The sequence below is a fragment of the Poseidonibacter sp. genome (genome assembly GCF_041821165.1).
Lineage (GTDB): Bacteria > Campylobacterota > Campylobacteria > Campylobacterales > Arcobacteraceae > Poseidonibacter.
Map to the genome: position 1 here is coordinate 1 of NZ_JBGUES010000129.1, position 6723 is coordinate 6723.

8 protein-coding genes are annotated in these 6723 nt (G+C 24.1%); 7 read left to right on the top strand and 1 reads right to left on the bottom strand.

All coding sequences use genetic code 11. From position 1 onward, the window contains the following. The coding region (locus ACERKK_RS09710) for a histidine kinase dimerization/phospho-acceptor domain-containing protein (RefSeq protein WP_373772887.1) at window positions 1-766 on the bottom strand (766 nt) is incomplete at its 3' end. A gap of 148 nt (window positions 767-914) precedes the next feature. On the opposite strand from ACERKK_RS09710, the gene ACERKK_RS09715 reads away from it, so the two are divergent. The 7 genes from ACERKK_RS09715 (at window position 915) to ACERKK_RS09745 (ending at window position 6657) form a co-directional block, all read left to right on the top strand. Then, the gene (locus ACERKK_RS09715) at window positions 915-1436 is read left to right on the top strand and encodes a hypothetical protein (RefSeq protein WP_373772888.1); all 522 of its coding nucleotides are present in this window, start codon (window positions 915-917) and stop codon (window positions 1434-1436) included. A gap of 18 nt (window positions 1437-1454) precedes the next feature. Beyond that, a complete protein-coding gene (locus ACERKK_RS09720; RefSeq protein WP_373772889.1) occupies window positions 1455-2426 on the top strand; it encodes a zinc transporter ZntB in 972 nt (323 codons plus the stop codon). Then, the gene (locus tag ACERKK_RS09725) at window positions 2417-3457 is read left to right on the top strand and encodes a peptidase M42 (RefSeq protein WP_373772890.1); all 1041 of its coding nucleotides are present in this window, start codon (window positions 2417-2419) and stop codon (window positions 3455-3457) included. The genes ACERKK_RS09720 and ACERKK_RS09725 overlap by 10 nt, the downstream gene beginning before the upstream one ends. Before the next feature lies 1 nt (window position 3458). Further along, a complete protein-coding gene (locus ACERKK_RS09730; protein ID WP_373772891.1) occupies window positions 3459-3935 on the top strand; it encodes an ATP-dependent zinc protease in 477 nt (158 codons plus the stop codon). Window positions 3936-3950: 15 nt separating this feature from the next. Then, window positions 3951-5315 carry a magnesium transporter gene (locus ACERKK_RS09735; RefSeq protein WP_373772892.1) on the top strand — a complete coding sequence of 455 codons (1365 nt, stop codon included), beginning with the start codon at window positions 3951-3953 and terminating at the stop codon, window positions 5313-5315. Between the two features lie 48 nt (window positions 5316-5363). Beyond that, window positions 5364-5762: a phosphate-starvation-inducible PsiE family protein gene (locus tag ACERKK_RS09740; protein WP_373772893.1), complete on the top strand. Its 399-nt coding sequence runs from the start codon at window positions 5364-5366 to the stop codon at window positions 5760-5762. Between the two features lie 166 nt (window positions 5763-5928). After that, window positions 5929-6657, top strand: coding sequence for an endonuclease (locus tag ACERKK_RS09745; RefSeq protein ID WP_373772894.1), 729 nt, complete (start codon window positions 5929-5931; stop codon window positions 6655-6657). Window positions 6658-6723 lie beyond the last annotated feature (66 nt).

The window sequence follows — 6723 nt, forward strand, 5'->3', positions numbered from 1 at the left end:
CAAGCTTCTGTTTTTCTTCCTCTTCATATAAATTTTCACAAAGTGCCTTTGAATAAAGCTTAATTGCACTCAAAGGAGTTTTTATATCATGAGAAATTGAAAGAATCATAGTCTTTTTCTCTTTTTCAAGTTCTAATTCAAATGCAGTTTTTTGCTGTACTAATTTTTTTATATTTTCATCAAACTTAATGATTTCATTTTGTGTTTGATAGTTTTGTGTTGAAATCTTCTTTGCAAATAAATTTAAAATAAATGCTATTGTTTTGTTTTTATTTTCATTAAATAGATTTATTCTAGTCTCTATATGTTTTTTTTGAATTCTGTAATAAGCATATTGTAATTGATATGTTAATAAAAAGGATTTATCCTCTTCTGTTATATTTGAAATCCTCTTTTTTAGTAGTGTTAATTTATTTTGAATATTATTTAAAACTTCATTTTGATTTTTGATTTTTAATTCTGTTTGTGAGCTATAAAATAAAGCCTTTATAATTACCTCAACTTCATTTTCATTTTTTGCAACTGTTTTAAAATCAATCTCTTCAATACTGATTTTTTTTGAAGATACTTCTACTAAATGTTTTAAATGATTTTTTTCTGTATTAATAATATCTATATTTTTAGAATCATTTTTTTTACTTTGATTTATTTGTTCTTCAATCTCTTTAAAATATGATTGATTTTGAGTTTCATCTGATAACTTTGTATCAATTTCTGCTGAAAATGATAGACTAAATATACAAACTAATAAAAAGATATATTTCATAACTAACTTCCTTGATTATTTGTGAAATTATAGTATATTTTAGGACAAATGAATACAATATGTATAAAAATAAAAATTATTCTAAAATAGATAACTTGTTATTAAGTAGGTAAATAATAAAATCACTAAAATATATATGGAGCATAAGTTGGAAATACTTTTTTTATTCATAATTTTGATTTTAATAATGGTTTTTATATTTAAGTCAAAATTCAATTCAAGTACAAAAGTCGATAAAGAAACTGATTATTCACAAGAGTCTATTAATATCTTAGAAAAATATTTTGGCAGTAAAAATTTCTATCAAAATATAGATGCAATAGATTTAAAAAATAAACTTGAAATTAAAGCTAATCATAGAAAGAAATTACAAGCTATTGTAAAAAATGCTTTGCATAAAATTGATGTGCATTCTACTTTTAGCATAAATACAAATAAACCTTATAATGATTTAACAAAATTAAAAGTTTCAGCAAATGAAGTGATTGATTATTCAATAAGAAATAATATTACTATGAAAGATAATATTTCTATTTTATTTTTAACAATTACAAATGAATCAATAAAAGAAGTATTAGATGATGAGTTTGATGAGCAAAAATATATTGAAATTTTTTATGAATTACTTCCTGGTTTTATTCAAAGATATAACAATAAAGCAAATAACTAATATATACTAGGAGTATTTATGCAAACAAATGGTTTTTCTCATGCAGTAGTTTTTGATGGTAAAGGTGGTGCTACAAATATTAGTTTTGAACAATTAGATGAAAATATTAACTCAAATAAACTTGTATGGGTACATTTTGATTATTCAACACCTGATACAATAGATTGGTTGACAAATAAAAGTGGAATTGACCAAATAGCAATAGAAGCACTTTTAACAAAAGAGACAAGACCTAGAACAACATTTTTAAATGATTCTATTTTATTAGCTCTTAGAGGAATAAATCTAAATCCTAACTCTACACCTGAAGATATGATATCAATTAGATTATTTATAAATAAAAACATTATTATAAGTACAAAAAAAAGAGATTTATTATCAGTAAGAGATATTTTAGAATATTTTAAAGAAGGAATAGGACCTAAAACATCAGCAGAGTTTCTAATAGAACTAACAAATAGATTAACTATTAGAATGGAAGATAATATAAATGATATAGAAGAGAGAGTTTCGAATTTAGAAGAAATAAGTGTTGATTCTGATAATTCTGAATTAAGAGCGCAAATTTCTGAAATCAAAAGAGAAACAATCTCTTTAAAAAAATATTTATCTCCTCAAAAAGAAGCTATGTATAAGTTATATAATCAAAAAGTATCTTGGGTTAGTGAGTATGAAAAAGTACAGTTAAGAGAGATTACAGATCAGCTTATGAGATACATTGAAGAGCTTGATTCTATTAAAGATAAGGTTTCTGTTATACAAGAAAATATATCTCAAAGATTAAGTGAACAAATGAATCAAAAAATGTATGTACTTTCAATTATATCAGCTATTTTTTTACCTCTTGGTTTTTTAACAGGTTTATTTGGAATAAATGTAGGTGGAATTCCTGGTGCTGAATCAAAAGAATCATTTTATATATTTATTATGATTCTTATTGCAATTGTTGGTTTACAATTATATATATTTAAAAAGAAAAGATGGTTATAGTGGATAATTTTTACGATATTTTAAAACAACTTATAAAAGTTCCAAGTGTAGTAGGACATGAACACTCTTTTTTTATGTATTTAAAAAAAGAGCTTGAAAACCTAAATATTAATGTTGAGTATTATGATGGTGTATTAGTCGCAAAAGGAAATGAGCCTAGTTCTGGATATATCTCAGCACACTCAGATAGACATGGTCTTATTTGTACTGGACATAATGAGTTTCAATATGCTGCATTTATTGCTAAAAACCAATCAGATTTAAATAATACTTTAAATACATACCAAATGCTTAAAAACTTTGAAAAAAGATTTGTAAATCAAAAAGTACAAGCTTATGAACCATGGTCAGGAAGTTATTTGGGTATGGGTGTTATTGAAAATGCATTTTTATGTGAAAGAAGAAAAAATATTATCTTTAACATAAATGAATTTGGTCATCTTTTTCCAGGTACTCCAATTGCTTTTGTTGATAAACTTGTATCAGATAATGAAATGATTTCAGCTCAACTTGATAATGTTTTAAGTGTTGCTTTATTAGTTTATATGTATGAACTGGGATATCAAGGTACTGCATTTTTTACAGCATCAGAAGAAGCAGGAAAATCATGGAGATTTTTACTTGAATATTTTAGAAGATTTGATATAAGTACAAATGAATTATTAGTATTAGATACAAGTCCATATAAAACAATTGAAGATATAAAAAACTTAGATATTGTTTTAAGAAATAGAGATGAAAATGGATATTTTAGATCACCTTTAAAAAGTAAAATTAAAAAAATAGCTCTTAAAAATAGAATTAAATATCACTATAAAGATGAATATTTAAAGAATATTATGAAATCAAATAATACAACAGGTTCTTTGGGTGTTACAGAACTTGGAAGAATTATCCATGCAAGTAAAGGACAGATTCAAGGAACAACACTGCAAATTCCAACAATTGGTTATCATACAGTTGAAGAAACAGCTTCAATACAATCTGTAAATAGTATTTTAACTGTATTAAAAAAGCTTTACTTAGAATAAAATGTTTAAATATATATTTTTATTTATCTTATCTATACAAAGTATACTTGCTTTAGATATTACAATTGGAAAATATGATAGAGTTGATTTACCTATTTTTAATTTACAAGATATAAAAGCAAAAATTGATACAGGTGCTAAAACTTCATCTTTGCATTGTAGTTTTATAAAACAAATAGATGAGAAAACAGTTAGTTTTGAAGTTTTAGATTCTAGACATAAAAAGTATATAAAAAAGATTTATACTTTGCCAATAACTAGAATTGCAAGTGTAAGAAGTTCAAATGGTCATATCGAAAATAGATATGTCATTTCGATTAAAACAATAATTTTCAATAAAACCTTTGATATTGAATACACACTAAGAAATAGAGAAATGATGAATTATCCTATTTTATTAGGTAGAGAGTTTTTACAAAAAGGTTTTATTGTTGATGTAAGAAAAGAAGATTTATCATTTAATAAAAAGAACAAATAAAAGATTGGAATAAAATTGAACGAAATAGAAAAATTAGAAGAGTTAATATCTTATATACAAAGTAATATTACTGCATTTAAAAATGGAATTTGTGAAGCACATCCATTTGATATTGCAAAAAGTTTACAAGAAATTAGAGAAATTGATACAAGTGAATATAAAAGTATTTGTAAAAAAATACCAAGTGAATTATTTGCAGAAATCTTAGTAAATATGCCAACTTATATTCAAGAAGAAATCACAGATATTATTAGTGAACAAAAAGTTGCAAGAGTAACTTCTAATATGGATAGTGATGATGCTTCTATATTAATTTACAATATTGCACAAAAAGATGAAGAAGCTGCACAAACTGTTTTATCAAAATTAAATATTGAAGAAAAACAGAATATTGAAGAACTAAATGCTTATGATTATGAAGAAACTGGTTCTTTTATGCAAAAAGAGCTTTTTAGTGTAAATATAAATGAAGATATTGATACAGCATTAAAAAGATTGAAAAAAGAAAAAGACTTACATATTTTAAGTAATATTTTCCATGCTTTTTTAATAGATGATAATAATAACTTTTTAGGTTCAATAGGTTTAGAAGAGTTGATTTTATTTGAAAGAAATTTAAAATTCAAAGATATTCCAGTTGAAAAAATAGAAAACTTCTCTGTTAAACATAAAGAAAAAATATCAAATACAGTTAATATGTTTTCAAATTATAACTTAAATGCAATTGCAGTTATAAATGATGAAGATAAACTTATTGGAAGAATAACGCATGATGATGTTAGAGCTATTATGCAAGAACAAGATACAAAACAACTTTACTCTTTAGCAGGTGTAAATAATGAAGCAGAAGAAGTAGAAAGTATATATGAAATCGGAAGAAATCGAGCATTTTGGTTAAGTATCAATTTAGTAACAGCAATATTAGCTTCTCTTGTAATTGGTATTTTTGATACAACTATTCAATCACTTGTTGCACTTGCTGTTTTAATGCCTATTGTTGCTTCAATGGGAGGAAATGCAGGAACTCAAACACTTACAGTTACAGTAAGACAAATGGCCTTAGGTGCTATTGAATATGATGATGCTAAAAAAACAATTTATAAAGAAGTTATAATATCTTTAGTAAATGGTTTCTTATTTGCTTTTATCATTGGGATTATTTCATACCTTTGGTTTAAAATACCGCTTTTAGGATTTGTTATTGCTCTTTCAATGGTTATAAACTTAATTAGTGCAGGTTTTTTTGGTGCGGTAATACCTCTTGTTCTTGAAAAACTAAAAATAGACCCAGCAATTGGTTCAACAGTTATCTTAACAACAGTTACTGATATTGTTGGTTTTTTTAGTTTTTTAGGATTAGCAACAATAATATTGCTTTAAATATAAAAATTTTAGTTATACTTCCAAAAAAATTATAGGATAAATTTAATGATGAAATTCTTTTCACATAAAAACTTTCAACCACTACTAAAGTTTTCAGTAACCTTACTTTTTTTTATATCAGTAAAGGACTTTAGTACAATTGATTCTTTTTCAAAACTAGCAGTTACAATACTTGAATTTATTATCATTTTAGAACTTATTAGAATGCTAATTGAATTCTTATTAAGTGATGAAAATAGAATAAGAATGAGATTAATGATTGATTCAACAATTGTATTTTTCATAAGAGATATTATGCTAATTGTAAATGATACATTTAATTCAGAAAAAGTTTTTACTATTCTTGGAATTATTGGTGTTTTATTTGTATTTAGAATTATTGCTATTAAATATAGTCCTTCTGTTTTAGAAAAAGATTATAAAAAAGAAGAGATTAAAGAATAGAAATTCTTTAATCTTTTTTACTTTCAACAAAACACTCCCTTTAAAAAACATCTTTTAATTATTAAGAAATAATATATATTGATATATTACAATATTTATAACTTTTATTATTGATTAATACACTTATTACATATATGTATTATATATTTTTTACTACAATACGAAAATGAAATATATTTTAATACTAACACTTTTCATATATGCAAATCTTTTTGCATCAAATGAAAATACAAAAATACATAGTTTTTCTAAAGCAAAAAAACTATTAGAAAAAAAAGTTTATAATGAAGTTGAAAAAACAACTATTTATTGTGCCGCTACTTTTGATAGTAAAAAAAACATTATAAATGCAAATGGTTATGAATCAAATAAACATAAAAAAAGAGCAAAAAGAATTGAGTGGGAACACGTAGTTCCAGCTGAAAATTTTGGAAGAACATTTGTTCAATGGAGAGAAGGAGATCCCGCTTGTATAGATAAAAGAGGCAATAGTTATAAAGGAAGAAAATGTGCTTCTAAAACAAGTAAGGAGTATAAATATATGCAAGCTGATATGTATAATTTATTTCCAGCAATTGGTTCAGTAAATGCTTTACGTTCAAATTTTGGTTTTGTTGCAAGTAGTTCTAGTAATAAAACATTAGGTGAATGTAAAATGATAATAGCAAATAAAGAAGTTGTACCAACAAATCGTTCTAAAGGAATAATTGCAAGAACTTATTTATATATGGATATTTCATATGATAATTTTAGCATAAGTAAAAAAGATAAAAAACTATTCCAAGCATGGAATAAAATGTATCCTATAACAAAACAAGAGTGTCAAAGAGCAAAACTAATAAAAAAAATCCAAGGTAATACAAATATTATCTTAGAGCGTGAATGTAATAAATAAAATTTTAAACTTATGATTAATATATAAGAGCTAATTACTTATATATTAATCTTGCAATACCAAAAG